This window comes from Micromonospora sicca (assembly GCF_003172935.1).
Taxonomy (GTDB): Bacteria; Actinomycetota; Actinomycetes; order Mycobacteriales; family Micromonosporaceae; genus Micromonospora; species Micromonospora sicca.
Window position 1 is genome coordinate 1 of sequence record NZ_QGKS01000384.1, and the last position, 2,770, is coordinate 2,770.

Sequence of the window (2,770 nt, forward strand, 5' to 3'; positions counted from 1 at the left end):
GGTGTAGGCGGCGGCCTCGGGGTGGGCGGCGACCACGTCGGCGATGCGGGCAGTGATGCGGTCCACCTGGGCGGCGGCGGCGCCGACGAAGGCGTTGCGGTCGGCGACCAGGGCGTCGATCTCGGCGCGGGTGAGGCCCAGGCGACCGTCGGCCGCCAGACGGTCGAAGAGATCGTTGTCGGGGGCGCCCTTCTCCCGCATGGCGAGGGCGACCGCGACCGCATGCTCCTTGATCACCTCGTGCGCCACCTCCCGGCCAACGCCCCGCCGGACCGCCGCGACCAGGATCTTCGTGGTGGCCAGGAACGGCAGGAAGCGCTCCAGCTCCCGGTTGATCACCGCCGGGTACGGCCCGAACTCGTCCAGCACGGTGAGGAAGGTCTGGAACAGCCCGTCGGCGGCGAAGAACGCGTCCGGCAGGGCCACCCGGCGGACCACCGAACAGGAGACGTCCCCCTCGTTCCACTGGTCACCGGCCAGCTCGCCGACCATCGACAGGTAGCCCCGGATGATCACCGCGAAGCCGTTCACCCGCTCCGAGGAGCGGGTGTTCATCTTGTGCGGCATCGCGCTAGAGCCGACCTGGCCCGGCTTGAAGCCCTCGGTGACCAACTCCTGGCCGACCATCAGCCGGATCGTGGTGGCCAGGCTGCTCGGCGCCGCCGCGGTCTGCGCCAGCGCGGAGAGCACGTCGAAGTCGAGCGAGCGCGGGTAGACCTGGCCGACGCTGTCCAGTACCCGGCTGAACCCGAGGTGCTCGGCCACCCGGCGCTCCAGCTCGGCCACCTTGCCGGCGTCGCCGTCGAAGAGGTCGAGCTGGTCCGCGGCGGTGCCGACCGGACCCTTGATGCCGCGCAGCGGGTACCGGCCGATCAGGTCCGCCAGCCGGTCGTACGCGATCAGCAGCTCCTCCGCCGCCGACGCGAAGCGCTTGCCCAGCGTGGTGGCCTGCGCCGCGACGTTGTGCGAGCGGCCGGTCATCACCAGGCCGGAGTACTCGTGGGCGTGCCAGGCGAGCCGGACCAGGGTGGCCACCACCCGGTCCCGGATCAGCTCCAGCGAGGCGCGGATCTGGAGCTGCTCGACGTTCTCGGTGAGGTCCCGGGAGGTCATCCCCTTGTGCACGTGCTCGTGCCCGGCGAGCGCGCTGAACTCCTCGATCCGGGCCTTCACGTCGTGCCGGGTGACCCGCTCACGGTCCGCGATGGAGGCCAGGTCGACGTCGTCGACCACCCGCTCGTACGCCTCGACCACCCCGTCCGGCACCGGCACGCCCAGGTCCCGCTGGGCCCGGAGCACGGCCAGCCAGAGCCGGCGCTCCATCCGTACCTTCTCCTCCGGGGACCAGAGGGCGACCAGCTCGGGCGAGGCGTAGCGGTTGGCGAGCACGTTCGGGATCGTCGTCACGTGCCTCATTCTTTCGTACGGGGCGTCCGCCCCTGCACCAGGCCACGGCCGGATATACTGCTGGAGCTTGCCGTATATAGGGGGGCGCATGACCAAGATCCTCGTGGATGTCGACGATGAGGCGCTGGCCGACGCGGCCGAGGCGTTCGGCACCAGGACGAAGAAGGACACGGTCAACGTGGCGTTGCGCGAGGGGGCGGCGCGGGTACGCCGGGCCCGGGCGCTCGCCGAACTGGCGAGCCGTGGGCAGAGCGGCGACTTCGACGAACTGCTCGACAAGCCTACGTACCGGCCGTGAAGCTCGCCGACTACCTGGTCGACACCAGCGCCCTCGTCCGACTGCTCCGGGATCCCGAGGTGCTGGCCCGCTGGGAACCGGCCATCACCGCCGGCCTCGTCGCCGTCTGCCCCCTCGTCGAACTGGAATTCCTCTACTCGGCCCGATCCGTCGCCGACCGCGCCCAGCTCGAGCAGCAACTGCGCATCGTCTTCGGCTGGGTGGCCATGCCCGACCGGATCTACGAACGGGCGGTGGAGATCCAGGTCGAGCTGACCGGCCGGGGTACCCACCGGTCCGCCGGAGCCGTCGATCTGCTGATCGCCGCCACGGCCGAGTACCAGGGGCTATCCCTGCTGCACTACGACCGCGACTTCGACCAGATCGCCGCCGTGACCGGCCAGCCGATGCGATGGCTGGCACCGGCCGGCTCGATCAAATAGGCGCCACGACGCTTGTCCGTGATGGCCCGGGCGCAAGCGGTCAGTGCAGGGCGAGCGCCTGGTCCAGCCCGATCCCGGTCATCTCCGCGACCGTGAGCAGGAACTGGGTCGACGAACTGGACGCCTGCACCGATACCCTTGTCCCGTCCGGCCGAATGACCTCGACGCTCCTGTCGGCCAGCGGCGTGGGGCGCTGTCCCGGCGGGGCGTACCAGGCGTTCAGGTCCAGGTACCGGATCCGCTCGCCGTTCGGCCCCCTCGACGTCTCACACGCCCGGGCAGATTCGAAGCAGGTGAAGGTCTCCGCCGGCTGGCCCGGCTTCGGGGTGCTGATCTCGATGGACAGCCAGGCCCGGACGTCGCCCCGCGCCGCGACCCCGAACCCGATCCAGCCGGAGGCGGAGAGGTGCGAGAACTGGTTGACCGGCCAGCTCGGGGTGTCGACGGTGGGACCCGTCCAGTCGGCGATGTTCCGGTTCCGCTCCGGGCCGGGCACCCAGCGCAGCCCGGGCGCCTCCCGGTCGATCGCGGCCAGCATCGCGGCACTGATCCGCTGCCGGTCCGCCTCGACGCCGGCAGGCCGATCCGGTGAGGCGGATGCGATCGCCGGCGCGGTAGGCGGCGGACCGCCGGCGACCACCGC

Annotated in this window: 4 protein-coding genes; 2 read left to right on the forward strand and 2 right to left on the reverse strand. The window is 71.4% G+C overall.

Going from position 1 to position 2,770, the window contains the following annotated elements:
• Positions 1 to 1,407: adenylosuccinate lyase (purB, locus tag DKT69_RS30340; RefSeq protein WP_109804872.1), on the reverse strand; the 1,407-nt coding region annotated here is incomplete at its 3' end.
• A gap of 88 nt (positions 1,408 to 1,495) precedes the next feature.
• Here purB and DKT69_RS30345 point away from each other — a divergent pair.
• Together DKT69_RS30345 and DKT69_RS30350 are read left to right on the forward strand one after the other, a co-directional pair.
• A complete protein-coding gene (locus tag DKT69_RS30345) occupies positions 1,496 to 1,705 on the forward strand; it encodes a type II toxin-antitoxin system VapB family antitoxin (protein WP_109804873.1) in 210 nt (69 codons plus the stop codon).
• Entirely contained in the window at positions 1,702 to 2,127 is a 426-nt protein-coding gene (locus DKT69_RS30350; RefSeq protein WP_109804874.1) for a PIN domain nuclease, read from the forward strand. Before DKT69_RS30345 ends, DKT69_RS30350 begins: the two co-directional genes overlap by 4 nt.
• Before the next feature lie 40 nt (positions 2,128 to 2,167).
• Here the strand turns inward: DKT69_RS30350 and DKT69_RS30355 are convergent.
• Positions 2,168 to 2,770, reverse strand: a 603-nt coding sequence (locus tag DKT69_RS30355; RefSeq protein WP_236648448.1) for a hypothetical protein, incomplete at its 5' end; no start/stop codon positions are given.

Bases quoted from the DNA above. Each gene is read 5' to 3' on its own strand.
- DKT69_RS30345 (WP_109804873.1), top strand. From the start codon at position 1,496: ATGACCAAGATCCTCGTGGATGTCGACGATGAGGCGCTGGCCGACGCG.